Source organism: Exiguobacterium alkaliphilum 12/1 (assembly GCF_000714435.1).
Lineage (GTDB): Bacteria > Bacillota > Bacilli > Exiguobacteriales > Exiguobacteriaceae > Exiguobacterium > Exiguobacterium alkaliphilum.
Map to the genome: position 1 here is coordinate 71,286 of NZ_JJMW01000058.1, position 19,081 is coordinate 90,366.

Below are 19,081 nucleotides of genomic sequence, written 5' to 3' on the forward strand. Positions count from 1 at the left end.
CGCCACAACACCGCAGACCGGTCATCGGTTTGCGGTGTTATAATTCTTCAACGTGCATCACATTTCTGTCGCCGTCAAGCGTCTCGAGTGTCTTGAATCTCCCTCGTTGTGATTCATCGAGCGTGATCAAGTAAGACATGACGTACCCTTCGTCTCTAGGGTCGTTCACGGTGTATGTCTCGCTCCAATCCGAACCGCTCAGTCGCACGTAAACCACATCTTTCGGTTTTTCGTTGAAGCGAATCCCGATGTATTCATCAGTCGTATTGCCAAAGTGAATCGAGTCGAACGGTTTTTCTTCAATCGTGTCCCGTGTCGATGTGCTGAATCCTCCATCTGAATTCATGATACCGAGACCGAGAATCGTCTCGGTATCATTCGTAAATAAGACGACGGTGCTGCCTTGTATGTATGTGTACCAGCCTTGAGCGGTCATGTGCTCATGCAGTTTTTGTTGCGCCTGTGCCAAAGGTTGTTTTCGTTGCTCGTCCTGATAATACCCGACGCCGGCCGTGACCGAAATCGCGATGACGATGAGCAGACCCGTCAGCAATAGTAAGAGTCCTCGTTTTGACATCTTGCTCCTCCTCTACAAAAACAGCCCATGCCTCGATTGAGTGCATGGGCTGTTTGTTAGTACGTCAAGCTCGCGGCGACGATGATGCCGACGACGAGCGAGGCCGAGAAGAGGCTGATGCCGACGGCGAGGTTGCCGTTCTCGACTTCTTTTTCTAAGTTCACACCAGGCGTGAGTACGTACTCGAACGTCCAAAACGCAAGCACTTGTGCGAGGATCCCGACGATGCCCCAAATGAAGGCATCGAGCAAGTTGACGCTATTCGCCCATACCGTATAGATGACGATAGCGAGACCGAGTGCCTTGCCCCAAAGTTTCAAGGCGACGGCGACGTTGCCGGCTTTGATGAGTTTTCGTTCCGAATACTTTGTCGTCAACGCGAAGACGACGAGACCAATCAAGATGAGGCCAAACCCTGTACCGAGGTGGGCCAAAAAGCTCAAAATCGAATCGAGCGTGATGAACGTCATGAGTTATTCTCCTTTTGTGTGCCGATGGCTAAGTAGTAGGACTGGTTGTTCGTGATCATGCTGCCGGCCCGCGCACCGAGCGCGGACGGGCGACCGTTCAAACAGAAACAACCAATCATATAGTGTGTGTCGATCGTGCCGTTCACCGTGTTCGTTTTCCGAACCGGTAATTCATCGAATTGTTGATAGACAGCCGTCTCGTCTGCGTACGTTTGCAGCACTTCTTTATGGAACGGCGTGCCATCCTTTTCGTACAAGATGACCGAATCCCCTTCTCGTCCAAACGCGGGCTTTTGCACGTAAGCGCGCTGACCTAAAAACGGGTCGGGCTCGAGATAGGTCGGTAAAAAGTATGTGCGGATGACGGTCCGCTCTGTCTCATTGAAGAATAGCTCGTTTTCATAAAGCTCCCAAATGAACGCTTGTACCGCCTTGGACTGCATCAGGAACGCCGATAACGGATTGAGGAGCGAGACGTGTTTTGCCTCGTTCTGTTCAAGCAGGCGAACACCAATCTGTGTCCCGTCCGGTGCTAGGTCGTCGACCAAATGCTCAATCGGATACGTCTGCCGATACAAGACGTCGATCCGTTCACCCGAAGGCGTATACACCCCATCCTCTTCGACGAGAAGTTCGTGCAGGGCAACGAACTCGGACGGTAGGTCGAGCGTCTCTTGCAGGAAACGCGTCGTCCATTTATCTTCAATGTTGTCGTCGTGAGCCGTGAAAACGATTTTCGGTGTCCCGTCTTTTTGTAGTCGCTGCCACGCAGCGATGACTGCTTTTCGCAATTCACTTCGAAGCAATTCAGTCTCCCCGGCGTTCGGGTCATCCAGCTCAAACTCTGTCGTCACGTATCGGTTCACGTCGAACAGTTCTTTGATGAACGTTGGCGTGTCGGCGTTGAACTCCATCAGCTTGAGCATGCCGTTCTTCACGATCCAGTCATAGCGACCGATAATCGTCTCTTGCGGGATCGCCTTGTCTCGAAGGAACGGCAGGCTCGCCTCCGGGTAGCCGAGCAGACGGAGCGTCTCGTCTGGGAGCGTCCGGAGCAGGCGGTTCGCCTTGCGGAAAATGGTGTCGACGTCACGTGTCGCCGCGCGAATCCGCTCGACCTCGTCTCTTGAGTAGACGAGGCAGTCATAGAGCGCATACTCTTCCTCGTTCAAGTCCGGCCAAAAATAAGGGACTTGCGCGAACAAGGCGTCTCGGTTCATCCGCCGAAACCGCCTTTTGAGCCGCTACCGAGACCGGAGTTTGAGCCCGGATTTGACCGGTTCGGCGTGATGCTACTCGCTCCGCCGTTCGAGCGATAGTTTTGATACGTCGCCGAGTTTTTCAATGCGCTCTTGGAATTGAACAGGCTGCCGAGTAAGAAGAAGCTACCGAAGTGCGGGGAACGACGGTCGTCACAATAGTAGGACTCGGTTTCTGCATCCCATTCCCAATCGTCGCACTCGTAACCGGTCGGCTCGTCCGGAAGCGTCGCTTGTTCCGTCTCGTCCATCCCGCAAGCGGCGAGGGAGGCGGTCAATACAGCGGCGGAGAGGCCGCTCAAGATTTTTTTGCTTGTCTTCATGTTGTTTCCTCCAATGTATAACCGGTCGGGGTGACATAGATCACATACGTGCCACGGTCCTCATCCGTTTCGGCTGAGTCACGTTCGTATTCGTTGCCGCCGACATACACGTACTGGCTACCGAGCATGGCGAGGGCGTCTAAATGACGGTCGACGTAGTACGCCTCAAGGAGCGGGTTGTCGAACCGGTCGTCGAGCGTGCGAATCTCGACTTTGATGTCGTCGGTCTCTTTCTTGTCGACCGGGCCTTCCGTATAGCGATCGACGTAAATCAAAAAGTACTGCTCGCCTTCGAGTGCGGACGAGCGTTGCTTGTACGTCATGCCGTCCTTGACGAAAAACTCACATTCGCGGCGGGCGAGTACTTCATCGAGCCCGAGCGATGTATAATGGTAGAGCGGCTCGAACGACAGCTCATTTTTATAGAGTCGGTATTCTAAAACGATGGAATCCATAAGTCAGTCCTTTCTTTTTTCTTTCTATACGGAACCGAGTCGAGACGGGTTTCGTAAACCAATTGAGTTGTTACTAGTATATCCGAGAAAGCGAGTGATTTCAGTGCATATCTTTTTTCGCGTCTGGCGCGGGTTGTCCAAGCTATCTTTTTTAAACATCGTACTCGCCTCGCTCGTCATCATTTTGACGGGCACGCTCGTCGGACATTGGGTGGAGCCGGAGACGTTCCCGTCCCTGTTCGACTCGTTTTGGTGGACGATGACGACGCTGACCACGGTCGGATATGGGGACTTTTTCCCGTCCTCGGTCGCGGGGCGTTGGCTCGGGATTTTCTTGTTCCTGTTTGGGATCGGGATTATCGGGGCGTTGATTGGTAAACTCGTTGAAGTCGGTGCGACGTTTCAACGGTTAAAACGGGAGGGGAAACTCATGTATCGAGGAGAAGACCATTACGTCTATATCGGGTGGTCACCGAAGACGAAGAAGGCGATTGACGAAGTGCTCGGCTACGAGCCGAACGCGGACATCGTCTTGATTGACCAATTAAAAGAAGAACCGTATGATCATGACCGCGTCCATTACGTGCATGGAGATGCCTCGGACGAGACGGTGCTCCTGCAGGCGAACATTCTCCGTGCGCGCCGCGTCGCCATCTTCGCGGACGCCCGGATCGCCGAGTCGTTGCTCGCCGACGGGAAGTCGCTCCTCATCGCTTCGGCCGTCGAGGCGCTGTCGCAAGCACAAGGCGTCGATTTGCATACGGTCGTCGAGGTGTGTGAAGAGCGGAACATCTCAAAGTTTAAACACGTCCGCATCGACGACTTCATCTTGGCGAACGACTCGGTGTCGCTCCTCATGGCGAAGGCGACGCTCCAACCGGGGACGACGTCGATTTTTCGGCAACTTTTGAGCAAGCAGTCGGGTGGCAACATCCAGGCACTCGCACCGCGCCCGGAATGGACGACGATTCGGGCGGCGGCCGAGGCGTTGCTCGGCCAGGGCGTCACGCTCATGGCCGTCAACGACCGGCTCGATTATGCGACCGTGCTCGACACAAAGCTCGAGGCGAGCGATACACTCTACGTCGTCTGTCACGACGACACGTGGGAACGATTGAATAAACAAGGAGGGGTTTGATGCATAACGGAACGTTCATCCGCAAGATGACACGCATGCAAAACGTCCAACGGTGGGACGAATATGCGCCGCACTATCACGACAATGCGGCGAGCCATAGTTTTCGCGTCGCGGTCTTCAGTTTGATCGCGGCTTATTATGAAGAACAAAAAGGACGTCCCGTCAACTTGCTCGATGTGTTAGGTAAGGCGCTCTTTCACGATATGAATGAGGTCCAGACGGGTCCGATCATGCACCGGACGAAAAAAGAGCCGACGCTAAAAGAACATATCGAGCGGATGGAGCGGACGGCGAGCCTCGGTCTCGTCGACTTATTATCGCAGTCGCTCCGACCTGACTTCTACCGCTTCCTCGTCGAGGCGGAGGACGACTCGTTCGAGGGACGGATCGTCGACGGCATCGACTCGTTCGATGCGATGTTGTTCGTCCGTCGCGAGGTCGCGCACGGGTCGCCGCACTTCGTCGCGAAGCTCGAGGAGATGAAAGCGGCGCTCCGGGAGCACCCGCTCGCTTCCGTCCGCTGGCTATACGATCAAGTCGAACAAGAGACGGAAGTGGCGACGTTCATCGAGAACGTCATGCGCATGGACAGCGTGAGGCGTTGGAAGGGTCGCTTCAACACGATTGACGACAACGACGCGATTCACGGCTTCCGGGCGGCGGCGCTAGGCATGTTCAGCGGGCTGTTGGAGCAGAAGAAGTACGGCGTCGACGTCGATGTGGCGGAACTCGTCGCGCGCTTGCTTTGTCATGACCTCGTTGAAGGGGTGACCGGGGACGTGCTCGGTCCGGTGAAGCACGCGACGACGGAGACCGGACAGGCGTTCGAGGCGTATGAACGAGCCGAGAGCGAGGCGCTCTTATCGCTCCTCCCGGACTATATGCAGCCGGCGTTCCGACGCTACATGGCCGACTCGAAAGATGACACGTATGAAGGGAAGCTCGTCGACATGATGGACAAGCTCGACGCCCTCATCAAGATGAACATGGAGCGGAAGATGAACGGGGCCGAGTATGAGGTCATCTATCGGGAACAACTGCGGAAAGTGCAGATGCGCTATGAGAACCCGAGTATGATTTTCTTCTTGGCGTACATTTTGCACGACCTGGATTATGTAACGAGTTGACAACGTCACGGACGAATTCGTCCGTGGCTTTTTTTTATATCATTCATTGACATATATCATTTAACGATATATAGTAAACGTAAGAAGTATATCGTTGAATGATATAGGAGGTGGTCATATGCCACGGAATGACACGATCGAGCTCGGCGAGTTGACCGACAGCACGTTTTACATCTTGCTCGCCTTGACCGAGCCGCGACATGGCTACTTGATTATGCAGTTCGTCGAGGAGTTGACGGCGGGCCGGATGCAAATCGGACCGGCTTCGATGTATACGATCATCAAGAAGCTCGTCGCTGCAGGACTCATCCACCCGCTTGACGGAGACGGGAAGAAAAAGAGTTACTTGATCACAGATGCGGGGCGCGATTTGCTCTGCGATGATGTGAGACGACGCCAAGCGATTGTCGAGGACGCACGATTCATCTTAGAAGGGGAGGGGCACGTATGAAACGGAAGTACATGTCGAGCTGGGGGCTCGCGTTTGCCGAAGAACGTGAGATGCGAAAGCTCGAACAGATGGCAGCTCAGGGATGGCACTTAGAAAAGTTCGCACCACTCGGTTATTCATTGGTCGAAGGCGAACCGGCAGACGTCCAGTACAGCCTCGATTACCGGAAACGTCCGGACGAAGAGTATTTCGAGATGTTCGCATCGAGCGGGTGGGAGCACGTGACATCGACCGGGGACGAGATTCACATCTTCAAAGGCCGTCCCGGAGCGCGGCCGATCTATTCAGACCGGGAGACGATGATCGCGAAGTACGCGACGGAAGAGCGCCAGATGGGGCGGGCGGCGCTTACGTTTCTCGTCGTGTGGCTCGGCTTGCTCCTGTTGATGCAAGTCGATTGGTCGAGCGTGATGGCGACGGCGCTCTTCGTGGTCCATCTGCTCATCACGATCGGGCTCATCTTCACCGGACTCCCGTACCTCGGTTTCCTAGTGAAGCGAAAACGGATGGAACATGACAGCTGACTAGGCGGATGGCACAAGCCATCCGTTTTTGTTTTGGTCGACTGAACTATTCACGAAAAAAATAGTTAGGCGCGAAGCACCGTTTTAGCGAAACCCTCTATTCAACGAAAGTGAAATCGGGCATGATGATTAATGAAAGCGCTTGCATTAATCTTTTGAGGAGGAAAAGGGATGGGTAAACGACGGAAAGGGGTTGCTTTGACGGCAGGAGTCACAGCGATTGCACTGCTGGCTGGGCAACCGGTCGCGCAAGCGGCGACCCCGCAGAACGGCACGATGATGCAGTACTTCGAATGGTACGTCCCGAACGATGGGCTACATTGGAACCGGTTATCGAACGATTCACAGCATTTGAAAGACATCGGGGTGACGACGGTTTGGATCCCACCGGCGTATAAAGGGACGTCGCAGAACGATGTCGGCTACGGCGCGTACGACTTATATGACCTCGGTGAGTTCAATCAAAAAGGGACGACCCGGACGAAGTACGGGACGAGAGCCCAGCTCCAGTCGGCCATTACGAGCTTGCGCGGCAAAGGCATCGGTGTCTACGGTGACGTCGTCATGAACCATAAAGGTGGTGCCGACTATACGGAGACCGTCCAAGCGATCGAGGTCAACCCGTCGAACCGCAATCAAGAGACGTCGGGCGAGTACGCCATCTCGGCGTGGACCGGCTTCAACTTCGCCGGGCGCAACAATACATACTCGCCGTTCAAATGGCGCTGGTATCACTTTGACGGCACCGATTGGGACCAGTCGCGAAACTTGAGCCGAATCTACAAGTTCAAGAGCACGGGCAAGGCGTGGGACACGGACGTCTCGAACGAGAACGGCAACTACGACTACCTCATGTACGCCGACGTCGACTTCGACCATCCGGAAGTGAGGCAAGAGATGAAGAACTGGGGCAAGTGGTACGCCGACTCGCTCGGACTCGACGGCTTCCGCTTGGATGCGGTCAAGCACATTAGCCATTCGTATTTACGGGAGTGGGTGACGAGCGTAAGGCAGACGACCGGCAAAGAGATGTTCACGGTCGCCGAGTATTGGAAGAACGACCTCGGCGCCATCAACGACTACTTGGCGAAAACCGGGTACACGCATTCCGTCTTCGATGTGCCGCTCCATTATAACTTCCAAGCGGCCGGGAACGGCGGCGGGTTCTATGACATGCGCAACATCTTGAAAGGGACGGTCGTCGAGCAACATCCGACGCTCGCCGTGACAATCGTCGACAACCATGACTCGCAGCCGGGGCAATCGCTCGAATCGACGGTCGCCAACTGGTTCAAACCGCTCGCCTACGCGACGATCATGACGCGCGGCCAAGGCTACCCGACACTCTTCTATGGCGATTACTACGGGACAAAAGGGACGACGAACCGGGAAATCCCGAACATGTCGGCGTCGCTGCAGCCGATCATGAAGGCGCGGAAAGACTTCGCCTACGGCACGCAACACGACTATATCGACCATCACGACGTCATCGGCTGGACGCGCGAAGGCGTGGCGGACCGTGCCAAGTCGGGTCTCGCGACGATTCTATCGGACGGACCGGGCGGCTCGAAATGGATGTACGTCGGTCGTCAAAACGCCGGCGAAGTGTGGAAAGACATGACAGGCAACAACAGCCGCCTCGTCACAATCAACGCCGATGGCTGGGGCCAGTTCTTCGTCAACGGGGGATCGGTGTCCATCTATACACAACAATAAGAAAAACGAGTCGCGAGACTCGTTTTTTAGCGTTTCCATATCCATTCGTCACTCTCGTACTTCAAGACGAGCTGACGGATTTCTTCTTGTTGCGACTCGGTGAAGACGAGCGGTTCGAACGTCAAGTCGAACGCGTCACGGAACCCGTCCGTGAACGCGGCAGCGACCTCATCGAACGACACGTCGCGCCCGAGCGTCTCGTTGAGCGAGACGGCCTTATCTCCGAATCGTGCTTTCGCTTCTACTTTCTCGTCTGCCTCGAGGTTGAAGCAGTCGAACAAGACGTCATCATCCATCGACAAGGGAATCGACCCGTGCTGCAAGACGGCGCCTTGATGGCGCACTTGGGCGCTGCCGGCGATCTTCTTCCCGTCGACGGCAAGCTCATAATACGAGGCGGCGTCGAAGCAGACGGCCGACTTCGGTTTCCGAAGTGCTTCGCGGTCGGCTTCTGTCAGCGGGACAGAAAATTCGGCCGGGACATCGAGTGCACGGTATCCGCGACGTACCCCTTCGGTCAACAAGCGATAACTCTCGATGACGTTCGTCGGGAGGGACGGCATCGTCTCCGGCAAGATGACGCTATACGTCAGCTCATCCGCATGGAGCACGGCGCGCCCGCCGGTCAGGCGCCGGACGACCGGGATTTGGTTCTTCCGTAACGCGTCCCGGTCAAGGTCGCGCGTGGCCCGTTGGAAGCGACCGACGCTGATGGCGTGCGGGGCCCATGAGTAGAAGCGGAGCGTCGGTTTTAATTCGCCTCGCGCGACGAACGTCGCGACGGCTTCATCGATGGCCATGTTCTCGGCCGGCGAGCGACCTTCTGTCGTGATTAAGTGCCACGTCGTTCCATTCATACACTTCTCTTCTTTCTGTTAATCGATTGGGAGCATCGTGTGGCGACGCGCCTTGTGGACTTGTTCGTCGGCATGATACGACGAGCGGACGAGCGGGCCGGCCTCACAGTGTGAGAAGCCTTTCATCAACGCGATCTCTTTCAACTCGGCGAACTCGTCCGGATGGTAGTAACGCTCGACGTCTAAGTGTTTCTTCGTCGGTTGCAAGTATTGGCCGAGCGTTAAAATATCGACGTGGTGAGCCCGGAGGTCATCCATCGCTTGAATCAACTCATCTTTCGTTTCACCGAGCCCGACCATGATCGACGACTTCGTCGGGATGTCCGGATTCAGCTCTTTTGAACGCTTCAAAAACTCGAGCGTGCGGTCGTACGTCGCTTTCGCCCGGACTCTCGGCGTCAGACGGCGCACCGTCTCCAAGTTGTGGTTCATGATATCGGGACCGGCATCGATCAACGTCTGGAGCGCCGAGAAGTCGCCCATCATATCGGACGGCAGTACTTCAATCGACGTCTCCGGATTCATCGCACGGACGGCCCGGACCGTCTCGGCGAACACCGTCGCCCCGTAATCGCTCAAATCGTCGCGCGCGACAGCGGTGATGACAACGTGCTTCAAGTTCATAAGGCGGACCGATTCGGCGACGCGTTTCGGTTCTTCCCAGTCGAGCTCGTTCGGTTTGCCGGTCGTGACCGCACAGAAGCGGCAGGCGCGCGTACAGATGCTACCGAGAATCATGAACGTCGCCGTGCGGCGGACGGCCCAACACTCATGGATGTTCGGACATTTCGCTTCCTCACAAACCGTATGTAAGTTTTTCTCGCGCATCATGTTTTTCAGGCCGGTGTATGTCTCGTTCGTGTTCAGTTTGATTTTCAACCATTCCGGCTTTCGTTTCAGTTCCCCTCGTGCCAAGATGATTTCCCCCTTTTTTAAGTTAACCCCTAACGGAATGAGTTTACCAAAAAATACGGAAGATTCGAACCACCGAAATTATTGGTTTTGCCAATACAGAGGAAGGTTGTTACAAAACAGGTTGTTTATTTCAAATTGGTTACGCTTTCATGTGAAGTGTTGTTTCCCTTTTTTGAAGTTGCTATACTGACGGTGACCACCTGAATAAGGACCATATGTAACTGATACGATCAGGCATGGGGTGAACGAGCGTTGATGAGGCAACGCTTCTTCCTCCATGCCTTTTCGTTTGGGGGTCGGGGATAAACTTTCAAAAAGGAGTGAGGAACATGAACAAAGCATTGAACTGGACGGCGACACTCGGGCTGACGACGGCACTCTTCGTCTCATCGGTCCCGATGGCGAACGCGGTCGTGGCGGAGGAGGCACCACCGCTCTCGGTCGAGCAGCGGGTGACGAGCAAACTTGACGCCATGACGCTCGAACAGAAACTCGGTCAAATGATCATGCCAGACTTCCGATTATGGAACGGAGCGAACCATACGGCACTCGCACCGGACGTGGCCCGGGTCATCGACCGGTTCGACCTTGGGGGCGTCATCTTGTTCGCGGAGAACGTGACCGAGACCGAACAGACGACGAAACTCGTCCACGACCTGCAAGAAGTCGTCAAACAAGATGAGAGCAACGACATCCCGCTCTTCATCACGATCGATCAAGAAGGCGGCATCGTGACGCGGCTCGGGACCGGCACGAACCTGCCGGGCAACATGGCGCTCGGCGCGACGCGAAACAGCCAGTACGCGTATGATGCGGGGAACATCATCGGTTCAGAGTTGAACGCGCTCGGGGTGAACGTCAACTTCGGACCGGTCCTAGACGTCAACAATAACCCGGCCAACCCGGTCATCGGCGTCCGTTCGTTCTCGAGCGACCCGGAACTCGTCGGTGAGCTCGGTTCGGCGATGACGCAAGGCATCCAAGACCAAGGGGTCGCCGCGACGGCGAAACACTTCCCGGGACATGGGGATACGGCCGTCGATTCACACTATGGCCTCCCGATTGTCGACAAGTCGCTCGAGGACTTGCGCGGTCTCGAGTTGCTCCCGTTCAAGCGGGCGATCACCGAAGGCATCGACATGATCATGACGGCACACATCGGGATGCCGCAGATCGAGGATGAGGTCGTCGAATCGGCGCGCGGCACGTTCCCGCTCCCGGCGACGCTCTCGGACGATGTCATCACAGGCGTCTTACGTGAAGAGATGGGCTATGACGGCATCGTCATCACGGACGCCTTGAACATGCAGGCCATTTCGGACAACTTCACAGAGGCCGAAGCCGTCATCAAGACGTTCGAGGCGGGCGTCGATATCGCGCTCATGCCGACAATCTTACGGACGAACGCGGACGTCGTGAAATTGGAACGTATCTTTGATGAAGTGAAAGCCGCGGTCGAGAGCGGACGGCTCGATGAAGCGAAAATCGATGCGGCCGTCGAGCGGATTTTGACGCTCAAGGCTGAACGCGGTATTTGGGAAGAGTCGGTCGATACGACGACGCTCGAGGCGAAGCTCGCCGAGGCGAACGCGGTCGTCGGAAGTGCCGAACATAAAGCGAAAGAACGTGAGATCGCCGAAGCGGCTGTCACGCTCGTGAAAAATGATGACAAGACGCTCCCGTTCAAGCCGAAAAAAGGGGACACGGTCCTCGTGATCTCACCGGCGAAAGACCAGACGGACAGCATGGTGAAGGCGATCAAGTCGCTTGAGAAAAATGGGGGCAACATGAAAGACGTGGTCGTCACGACGGCGAACTATACGGCATCGACACCGCGCCTAGCGAACAATCCGAGCCTGAAACAAAAAGTCGAGGCGGCGGACTATATCATCGTCGGCTCGAACGTGAACAACAGCGCGAAGCTCGGACCGAATGCGGCGGACAACTACGTGCCGGCGGAAGTGTTCCGTTACGCGAACGAGACCGGGAAGAAGTCGGTGCTCCTCAGCCTCCGGAACCCGTATGACGTCGCCGTTCAACCGGACGCACCGGCCCAGCTCCTCATTTACGGTTTCAAAGGGGACCCGAACGGACCGGACTCAGAGGCAGGGAACTTGAAGTCGGCTGGGCCGAACCTCCCGGCTGGCATCCGTGCCATCTTCGGTGAAGTGAAACCAGGCGGTAAGCTTCCGGTCGACGTACCGAAGTTCGAGAACGGGACGTTCCAAAACGAGCTCCACCTCGAATTCGGTGATGGTTTTACGAACTGGAATAAATAAAAAGACAGCGAGCGCCCAGATGGGTGCTCGCTGTTTTCGGTCGTCCATCGATTACGCCTCGAAATACGCGACGACGAGGAGGCCGGGACCGGTGTGCGCTCCGATGGCCGAGCCGACAATCGTCTTCGTCACGTGACGCGGCGTGACGTGTTCACGAAGCATCGATTCGAACTGGTCCGCCTTTTCAGGGTCGTCCCCGTGGCCGATAAAGACGTCCCCGCCTTCGATAATCAGTTTCGATTCGGTCATCCATTCCGTGATGCGACGCAACACTTTCTTATGGCCGCGAATCTTCTCGATCGGGACGAGTTTCCCGTCCTCGACCGTGAGGAGCGGGAGGATGGTGAGCAAGTCACCGATGAATGCGCTCGCTTTCGAGACGCGCCCGCCGCGCATCAAATATTCGAGCGATTCGACCGTGAACAAATGGCGAATCTTGCCGACGAGCGTCGACGCGTAGGCGACGGTCTCTTCGTATGTATGCTCTTGGCCGTACTCGGCGACCGTCTTGACGAACAGACCTTGCCCGACCGAGGCGGTACGCGTATCGAGAATATGGAACGGGCTGTCCGGGTATTCTTCTTTTAACGCGTTGCCGACCATGACGGCCGTCTGGTACGTGCCTGACAGTTCGCCGGAGAAGGCGAGATACAGGAACGGGATTTCCGACTCGAGATGTTGCCGGAAGCAATGCTCGAGGCGCGCGGCCTCGATTTGAAACGTCTTCGGCGTCTTGCCGGCACGCATCGCGGCGTACACGTCTTTCGGCTGAATCGTCTCGCCGTCTAAAAATTCTTCATTGTCGATGATGACACCGAGCGGTAGTAGTTCCAAGCCGTATTCGACGATTTGGTCTTGAGTCAAATCGGCGCCGGTGTCCGTGATGATTTTAAACATGCGTTCACTCCTCTGTTAATTGGTGTTCGATGTCGCGAATCGGTTCATTTCGTTTCCACATCCGGTCGAGTTGCGCGGCGAGCATCTCTTGTTCGGCTGCGTCGAGCGTCCCTGACTTTAGCTCGCTGACGCTTCCGAGCACGTCGTACGCCCGTTTTAACACGTCTTGGACGGTGAGTGGAATCCCGAGCAACTCCTCGAGCGAGGCCATCGTCTCAGGAATGATGGCCGGATACGTGTGTCGCGTCGGTTCACCTTGAATCGCGGCGTCATAAAAGTCGCGGATGAGGGCGGCGCGTTCGCTCCCGCTTTTACGGACGCTCAAATAAATTTGAACGGCGACGCCACCGCGGACGCGGCGCTGCGAGATGCCGGCGAACTTCTTGCCTTCAATCGACAAATCGAAGCTACCGGGACAGTACGACCCGACGATCTCGCCGGCGACGATGGCGTCGGTCACGTCACGGAACATCTGTTGGATGAGTGACGTCATCGCCTCGTAGCCGCTGTCGATTTGAATTCCGTCATTCTCGGGTAAAATAAGAGATAAGTTCAATACATCTTCGTCAAGCACGACGGCAAGTCCTCCTGAATTTCGGACGACGGGGCGATACCCGCGCTCATGGAGCAGACGGATTCCGTCTTTCAAGTGGGGAAGGCGCGCGTCTTGAATCCCGAGCACGACCGTGTTCAAATGGACCCAGGCGCGGAGCACCGCACCTTGGACTTTCGTCGAGGCACATAGCGTGTCGTCGGTCGCGAACGACTGCTCGGCTTGGAACATCGGACCGAGCGACGATTGGTCGATGAGGCGATAGGCCGGTTGGCGTAAAAGTGGATGGATCATATACATTAATTCCTTTTCAAAAGATAGTTTCCTGTTCATTATAGCATGGAGGGAACGACGCGCTGAAAGGCGAAATACATATTATTGAAACGTAGGGGGCAACGTCATGTACACGTCACGAGGTCAATTGTCCGGGTCGAAAGTGTTCAAAGACCCGGTTCATCGCTATATTTACGTCTACGATCATCTCATCTGGGAGTTGATTAACACGAAAGAGTTTCAACGGTTGCGTCGCATCAAACAGCTTGGGACGTCATTTTTGACGTTCCACGGGGCCGAACATACGCGCTTCCACCATTCGCTCGGCGTCTATGAGATCGCACGCCAACTCATCGACCAGTTCCATGAGTATCCAGAGTGGGACGACCGCAATCGGGAGCTGTTGCTCGCGGCTGCGCTCCTGCACGACGTCGGTCACGGGCCGTTCTCGCATGCGTTCGAACACGTCTTCTCGGTGCGCCACGAAGTGTGGACCGAGCGCATCATCTTAGGCGATACGGAAGTGAACAAAGTGCTTTCGGAGATGGGAATCGGCTTCCCGGAAGAAGTCGCGGCCATCATCAACAAGACGCATCCGAACCGGCTGCTCGTCAACATGCTCAGTTCACAGCTCGACGTCGACCGGATGGACTATCTTCTCCGCGACGCCCATTTCGCCGGCGTCAGTTACGGCAAGTTCGACTTGGAACGGATGCTTCGCGTCCTTCGTCCGGATGAAGATCAAGTCGTCGTCAAACAGTCGGGCATGCATACGATTGAAGACTATATCATGCGCCGCTATCAGATGTATTGGCAGGTCTATTTGCACCCGGCGACGCGCTCGAGCGACTTGCTCTTGAAAGCTGTCCTCGAGCGGGCGCAAGAACTGTACGAGTCAGGCTACACGTTCAACATGGAGCCGCGCCACTTCCTTCCCATCTTCAACCGCGAAGACATGACGCTCGCCCATTACTTGAAGCTCGACGAGACGGTCGTCTACTTCTATTTCCAAGAGTGGATGGAAGAGGCGGACCCGATTTTGGCGGATCTCGCGAGCCGATTCGTCAACCGTCGCCTATTGAAGTATAAGAACTTCCCGGAAGCGAGCCGGGTCCGCTATATGGACCGTCTTAGACAGACGATGGAGACGATTGGCCTGCCGACGCGTTATTACTTGCTCGAAGACCAATTGAGCCAATTGCCCTACGATTTATATAAAGGCCACGGCAACTACGAAGGGATTCTTCTACAGATGAACGATGGGGAGCGCCGCGAAATCTCGGAAGTGTCGATGCTCGTCCAATCGATTTTGAATTCACGCCAGTCGGACGAGAAGATTTACTACCCGGAGGACGTGCTCCTCAATTTGAAAGACCATGCTTCAGAAAAATCGTGGATGCTGTCAACGTTACGGGGGGACTGACACCTGAAAAGGAAGTGACACGATGGGGATCGCGACATTAATCGGAGGGATTGGGATTTTCCTGCTCGGCATGATGCTCTTGACGGATACGCTGAAAAGCCTCGCTGGGGAGCGGCTCCGGCGCCGGCTCAATCAGTTCGCGGAAGGGCCGGTCGCGGGTGCCGTGCTCGGGGCGACGCTGACGACGTTGTTTCAATCCTCGACCGTGACGACGCTCATGACGATCGGTTTTGTCAGCGCCGGCTTGTTGACGTTCGTGCAGGCACTGACACTCGTCATTGGGGCGAACGCGGGCAGTGCGACGACCGGGTGGATCGTGGCGCTCCTCGGTTACAACCTGGATATCCGCCAACTGTTCTTACCGCTCATCGGGGTCGGCATGGCGTTACGTTTTATCAATCGCCGGTTACGGCGAATCGGGATGTTGTTTGTCGGCATCGGGCTCATCTTTGTCGGGATCGGCACGCTCCAAGAGTCGATGCGCGACGTCGTCACGTTCTCGCTAAACGAGTGGAACGCGGACACGCCTCTGCACCAGTTGGCCTTACTCGGAACCGGGCTCTTGATGACAGCAGTTTTGCAATCGTCGACGATTGGCCTCGTCTTGACGATGACGGCGCTCGCGACCGATACGGTATCACTGACGCAAGCTTGTCTGCTCGTCCTCGGGCAAAGCGCCGGGACGAGCCTTGTCGTCGCCATCGGCTCGATCGGGGGTTGGAAGTCGGCGAGACGGATCGTGCTCGCCCACGTCCTCATTCATGGGTCGATTTTAGTCATCGGTTGGCTGACGTTTCCGCTCTTGTTCGGAGTCGTCAACGAGGTGGCCGACCGGCTGAATTGGAATGAACTATTGCGGCTCGCCTTGTTCCATACGTCGTTTCACTTGCTCGGGGTGTTGACGTTTTTGCCGTTCCACGAGCCGTTCAGCCGGCGCTTGTTGACGTGGATTCCAAGTCGGGCTGAAAAGCTGACCCGGTTCCTCGACCCGAACATGTCGCGTATCCCGGCCGTCGCCCTCGAGGCGGCGAGACGGTCCTTGATTGAGATTGAACGGTATCTTGGCAACGAGACGCGCTTGTTGCTCGAGGAAGGACGAAAACGCGAAGATGAACTGCAACTCGTCGAAAAGACGCTCGGAGACGTCCGCGTATTCTTGAGCACGATTCAACTTGATGAATCGAAAGGACGAAACGATTACGGGCAGCATCTGTCGCTCCTTCATACGATTGACCACCTCGAACGTTGGCTTTTCGTCATGCGGGAAGTCGAGCCGAATGATGTGTTACGGGACACCGATTTCTTGGTCGCCCGTCAGCTCGTCTTGCATGAACTCGAACTCGTCGACGGGCTGAATCATCACACGCCGCCTGAGGAGTCGAGCCGATGGAAGCGCGCTTCGAAACAACTCGCCGAGTACCGGAAAGCGCATCGAGCGGAGTTGCTCGAAGAAGCTGCGACAAATCAACTCGAGATGGAGTCGTCGATTCGAAAAGTGCAGGCGCTTCTTTGGCTCGACCGGATCGGCTATCACGTCTGGCGGGCGACACGGCATTTGATTAAACCGACCGTGTCGAGTGAGCGGTTCGAAGTGAACTTGGAAGACTGAAAAACATCAAGTCGTCGCGCGTGTACAATGCCGGACAGGGCAGGGCGGCTGAAGCAAGGAAAACAGAGGAGCGTCGTCCCGGTAGGGATGACGCTCCTCGATTCAAAAGCATTTGAAGTTTTTCAGTGCCAATCGGGTGCGCGTATTACTTCTTGTCCGCGTGCATGACACCGGCTTGGCCGTAATGCGTCGCATCCATCTCTTCGATGAAGACAGTGATGTTCTCTTTCGGTGCGTTCGTCGTCTCGGAGACGGCGTCCGTCACTTTCTCGATCAAGGCGCGTTTTTGCTCGAGCGAGCGTCCCGGTAACATTTTCACGGTCACGTATGGCATATCGATTCCTCCTTTTTCTCGTACGCTTTTATTTTAGAGAATCGAGGCGCGCGAGGAAAGTAAAAATCAATGGAATGCCGCTTCGACGATGTGCGATTCACTCGACTTCGACAAATTCTTATGCACGACACGTTCGGGTTTCGTCCGGAGCTCGTCTCGGAACGAGTTGGCCAGTTCGGCCTCGCCGATGACGACGAGCCCTTCCCAGTCGTGCGCGCCTTTCATCTGTTCGACCGTTTGGGCAAGGTCCCGGTAAAAGCGGTTCAAGTTCTCGGCGAGACGACGATCGAACTTATCGACTTGCGAGCTACTCGAAGCCATCCGGTCACCTGACGCCGTTCCCTCGAAGCGGACCCATTCTTCCGTCTCGGGATCGAATGCGAACGAGAAGGCGGCATCGACATGGCCAAGCGACGTGTCGAGGACAGTCACGTGATCGAGGTTCGTCAAGATGACGCCCGTCGACGGATACTTAGTATGCAACGCCTCGAGCGGTTCGAGCACCGGTTTCGTCTCCCAATGGAACGCCGTCTCGACGTCATGCTGTAAGTAGTATGACTCGAATAGGTTATTTTGTTCTGAGGCGAAGATGACGAGGCTGCGGGTGAGATCGTTCCGGTGTTTGCCAAGCTCGTCTTCGACTTGTTTGCGCAACTTTTTGAAGCTCTTCAGCTGCGTCGCATCCCCGGACGCCTCTAAGTATTCGCCGATGCGTTTCAAGCCGTTCTTCAAATGGATATTCCAGTCGCCTTGTTGGTTCGGTCCTGTATTCAAATAAACGGACAAAACGCACTTGTCCTTGCATTCGACATCACGTAAACGTTTCAAATCACTCGCTAATCCCATAATCATTCCTCCTTAAAATTTGTGTCTCTTAGTCTGTATCCTACTTGCCCTCCACATAAACGCTAGAGACGGTGGGAAATCGTGAAAAATCAGGTGCGAAACGTATAGAAACGGGGTAAGGAACAAGACAGACTTGACGTAGGAGGAAACGATATATGAAATGGAAGGGCAGACAGGCGAGCCGGAACGTGGAGGACCGACGCGGACAACGGGTCGGAGGGAAAGGCATTGCCGGCATCGGTGGTGGTTTCGGTCTCATCTTGGTCATCGTGTTCACGCTCTTGAACGGCGGCAACCCGGCCGACATCGTCAACAACATCGGATTGAATGAACCACAATCAGCTGAAACGTATCAAGGATCGGCCCGGGAAGAAGAAATGGCCGATTTTGTCTCGGTCGTGTTACGAGACACGGAGGAAGTATGGACCGACATCTTCGCCGAGAACGGACTCACGTATCGAGAACCGACGCTCGTCCTCTTCACCGGACAAGTCGAATCCGCATGCGGCATCGCCGGTTCCGCCGTCGGACCGTTTTACTGTCCGGGCGACCAGAAACTGTACATCGATTTGAGTTTCTATGACGAGCTGAGCCAGCGCTTCAACGCGCCAGGCGACTTCGCGATGGCCTACGTCGTCGCCCACGAGGTCGGCCATCACGTCCAGACGCTTCTCGGGACGACGAACGAGATTATGCCGCTCCGAAATGAGATGAGTGAGGCCGAATTCAACAAATACTTGGTCCGGTTCGAGCTTCAAGCCGACTATTACGCCGGGGTGTGGGCGCACCACGCCCAAGGGATGGGCTATCTCGAGGCCGGTGACTTTGAAGAGGCGATGAACGCGGCCCATCAAATCGGGGACGACACGCTTCAAAAGCAAGCACAAGGATATGTCACGCCGGACTCGTTCACGCACGGGACGTCGGAGCAGCGGAAACGTTGGTTCGAAAAAGGGTTCCAAAACGGGACGATTCAAGGCGGGGACACGTTCAACACGAACAATCTATGAGTCGAGGGTCGGGCGGATGCTCGGCCTTTTTTGATTGCGGTTGGC

General features: G+C 55.6%; 20 protein-coding genes. 9 read left to right on the plus strand and 11 right to left on the minus strand.

Features of this window, described 5'->3' with window-relative positions; genetic code table 11:
- Nucleotides 1-37: 37 nt before the first annotated feature.
- From RT52_RS11830 to RT52_RS11850, 5 genes are read right to left on the minus strand one after another with little or no spacing between them, the layout of a single operon-like run.
- Nucleotides 38-577, minus strand: a complete 540-nt coding sequence (locus RT52_RS11830; protein ID WP_034817588.1) for a hypothetical protein — start codon at nucleotides 575-577, stop codon at nucleotides 38-40.
- Between the two features lie 56 nt (nucleotides 578-633).
- Nucleotides 634-1,047: a DUF350 domain-containing protein gene (locus tag RT52_RS11835; RefSeq protein ID WP_034807010.1), complete on the minus strand. Its 414-nt coding sequence runs from the start codon at nucleotides 1,045-1,047 to the stop codon at nucleotides 634-636.
- The gene (locus RT52_RS11840) at nucleotides 1,044-2,267 is read right to left on the minus strand and encodes a glutathionylspermidine synthase family protein (RefSeq protein WP_034817589.1); all 1,224 of its coding nucleotides are present in this window, start codon (nucleotides 2,265-2,267) and stop codon (nucleotides 1,044-1,046) included. The genes RT52_RS11835 and RT52_RS11840 overlap by 4 nt, the downstream gene beginning before the upstream one ends.
- Nucleotides 2,264-2,629: a hypothetical protein gene (locus tag RT52_RS11845; RefSeq protein ID WP_034808668.1), complete on the minus strand. Its 366-nt coding sequence runs from the start codon at nucleotides 2,627-2,629 to the stop codon at nucleotides 2,264-2,266. Before RT52_RS11845 ends, RT52_RS11840 begins: the two co-directional genes overlap by 4 nt.
- Nucleotides 2,626-3,084, minus strand: coding sequence for a hypothetical protein (locus tag RT52_RS11850; protein WP_034808671.1), 459 nt, complete (start codon nucleotides 3,082-3,084; stop codon nucleotides 2,626-2,628). The genes RT52_RS11845 and RT52_RS11850 overlap by 4 nt, the downstream gene beginning before the upstream one ends.
- Nucleotides 3,085-3,187: 103 nt before the next feature.
- On the opposite strand from RT52_RS11850, the gene RT52_RS11855 reads away from it, so the two are divergent.
- The 5 genes from RT52_RS11855 to amyS all read left to right on the plus strand — a co-directional run bounded on the left by RT52_RS11855 (nucleotide 3,188) and on the right by amyS (nucleotide 8,040).
- Nucleotides 3,188-4,222 carry an ion channel gene (locus RT52_RS11855; RefSeq protein ID WP_034817590.1) on the plus strand — a complete coding sequence of 345 codons (1,035 nt, stop codon included), beginning with the start codon at nucleotides 3,188-3,190 and terminating at the stop codon, nucleotides 4,220-4,222.
- A complete protein-coding gene (locus tag RT52_RS11860) occupies nucleotides 4,222-5,349 on the plus strand; it encodes a YfbR-like 5'-deoxynucleotidase (protein WP_034817592.1) in 1,128 nt (375 codons plus the stop codon). The genes RT52_RS11855 and RT52_RS11860 overlap by 1 nt, the downstream gene beginning before the upstream one ends.
- Nucleotides 5,350-5,467: 118 nt before the next feature.
- Entirely contained in the window at nucleotides 5,468-5,800 is a 333-nt protein-coding gene (locus RT52_RS11865; protein ID WP_034817594.1) for a PadR family transcriptional regulator, read from the plus strand.
- Nucleotides 5,797-6,324, plus strand: a complete 528-nt coding sequence (locus RT52_RS11870) for a DUF2812 domain-containing protein (RefSeq protein WP_034817596.1) — start codon at nucleotides 5,797-5,799, stop codon at nucleotides 6,322-6,324. The genes RT52_RS11865 and RT52_RS11870 overlap by 4 nt, the downstream gene beginning before the upstream one ends.
- A 171-nt stretch (nucleotides 6,325-6,495) precedes the next feature.
- Nucleotides 6,496-8,040, plus strand: coding sequence for an alpha-amylase (gene amyS, locus RT52_RS11875; RefSeq protein ID WP_034817598.1), 1,545 nt, complete (start codon nucleotides 6,496-6,498; stop codon nucleotides 8,038-8,040).
- A gap of 26 nt (nucleotides 8,041-8,066) precedes the next feature.
- Here amyS and RT52_RS11880 read toward each other — a convergent pair whose 3' ends face one another.
- Nucleotides 8,067-8,897 carry a lipoate--protein ligase family protein gene (locus RT52_RS11880; protein WP_034804275.1) on the minus strand — a complete coding sequence of 277 codons (831 nt, stop codon included), beginning with the start codon at nucleotides 8,895-8,897 and terminating at the stop codon, nucleotides 8,067-8,069.
- Between the two features lie 18 nt (nucleotides 8,898-8,915).
- Nucleotides 8,916-9,815: a lipoyl synthase gene (gene lipA, locus RT52_RS11885; RefSeq protein WP_260577607.1), complete on the minus strand. Its 900-nt coding sequence runs from the start codon at nucleotides 9,813-9,815 to the stop codon at nucleotides 8,916-8,918.
- A 326-nt stretch (nucleotides 9,816-10,141) separates the two neighbouring features.
- Between lipA and RT52_RS11890 the strand changes: the two genes are divergently transcribed.
- Entirely contained in the window at nucleotides 10,142-12,091 is a 1,950-nt protein-coding gene (locus RT52_RS11890) for a glycoside hydrolase family 3 protein (RefSeq protein WP_034817602.1), read from the plus strand.
- 51 nt (nucleotides 12,092-12,142) lie between these two features.
- On the opposite strand, the gene RT52_RS11895 is transcribed toward RT52_RS11890, so the two are convergent.
- Both RT52_RS11895 and RT52_RS11900 read right to left on the minus strand, forming a co-directional pair.
- Nucleotides 12,143-12,988, minus strand: coding sequence for a DegV family protein (locus tag RT52_RS11895; RefSeq protein WP_034817605.1), 846 nt, complete (start codon nucleotides 12,986-12,988; stop codon nucleotides 12,143-12,145).
- A gap of 4 nt (nucleotides 12,989-12,992) precedes the next feature.
- The gene (locus tag RT52_RS11900) at nucleotides 12,993-13,835 is read right to left on the minus strand and encodes a lipoate--protein ligase family protein (RefSeq protein WP_156028814.1); all 843 of its coding nucleotides are present in this window, start codon (nucleotides 13,833-13,835) and stop codon (nucleotides 12,993-12,995) included.
- Nucleotides 13,836-13,941: 106 nt separating this feature from the next.
- On the opposite strand from RT52_RS11900, the gene RT52_RS11905 reads away from it, so the two are divergent.
- Both RT52_RS11905 and RT52_RS11910 read left to right on the plus strand, forming a co-directional pair.
- Nucleotides 13,942-15,237, plus strand: a complete 1,296-nt coding sequence (locus RT52_RS11905; protein ID WP_034817610.1) for an HD domain-containing protein — start codon at nucleotides 13,942-13,944, stop codon at nucleotides 15,235-15,237.
- 22 nt (nucleotides 15,238-15,259) lie between these two features.
- Nucleotides 15,260-16,846, plus strand: coding sequence for a Na/Pi cotransporter family protein (locus RT52_RS11910; RefSeq protein WP_034817613.1), 1,587 nt, complete (start codon nucleotides 15,260-15,262; stop codon nucleotides 16,844-16,846).
- 145 nt (nucleotides 16,847-16,991) lie between these two features.
- Here the strand turns inward: RT52_RS11910 and RT52_RS11915 are convergent, their stop codons facing one another.
- Together RT52_RS11915 and RT52_RS11920 are read right to left on the minus strand one after the other, a co-directional pair.
- The gene (locus RT52_RS11915; protein WP_034804254.1) at nucleotides 16,992-17,180 is read right to left on the minus strand and encodes a 2-hydroxymuconate tautomerase; all 189 of its coding nucleotides are present in this window, start codon (nucleotides 17,178-17,180) and stop codon (nucleotides 16,992-16,994) included.
- Between the two features lie 66 nt (nucleotides 17,181-17,246).
- Entirely contained in the window at nucleotides 17,247-18,026 is a 780-nt protein-coding gene (locus RT52_RS11920) for a VLRF1 family aeRF1-type release factor (protein ID WP_034817615.1), read from the minus strand.
- Between the two features lie 155 nt (nucleotides 18,027-18,181).
- Between RT52_RS11920 and ypfJ the strand changes: the two genes are divergently transcribed.
- Nucleotides 18,182-19,036: a KPN_02809 family neutral zinc metallopeptidase gene (gene ypfJ, locus RT52_RS11925; protein ID WP_034804248.1), complete on the plus strand. Its 855-nt coding sequence runs from the start codon at nucleotides 18,182-18,184 to the stop codon at nucleotides 19,034-19,036.
- Nucleotides 19,037-19,081 lie beyond the last annotated feature (45 nt).